Source organism: Sphingobium sp. SG1 (assembly GCF_057063145.1).
Genome location: NZ_JBVVOJ010000082.1, coordinates 1 through 273 on the forward strand (window position 1 = coordinate 1; position 273 = coordinate 273).

Annotated in this window: 1 pseudogene; it reads left to right on the forward strand. The window is 68.9% G+C overall.

From position 1 onward, the window contains the following. Positions 1 to 273, forward strand: a pseudogene (locus AC0KVN_RS27640) (hypothetical protein); the annotation flags it as partial.

The window sequence follows — 273 nt, forward strand, 5'->3', positions numbered from 1 at the left end:
GATTACGGCCTCGGCTGCGTGCTCGCCTATTTCGTCACCTATTACGGTATCGCGCTTGTCTATTGCCTGATGCTCGATCCGGCGCGGCCGACGGTCGGGCAGGCGATGCGCCGCGCGATCCGGCTGTATCCGCGGTTCCTGCTCGCGACCATGGTCGCATCGGTTCCGGCGGGGGCGGGCATGTACCTGCTCCTGCTGCCCGGGCTGTGGCTGATGAGCCGGTTCATGCTGACCGGGCCGGCGCTGGTGGCAGAGGCGCCGGTCGGCGCGCTG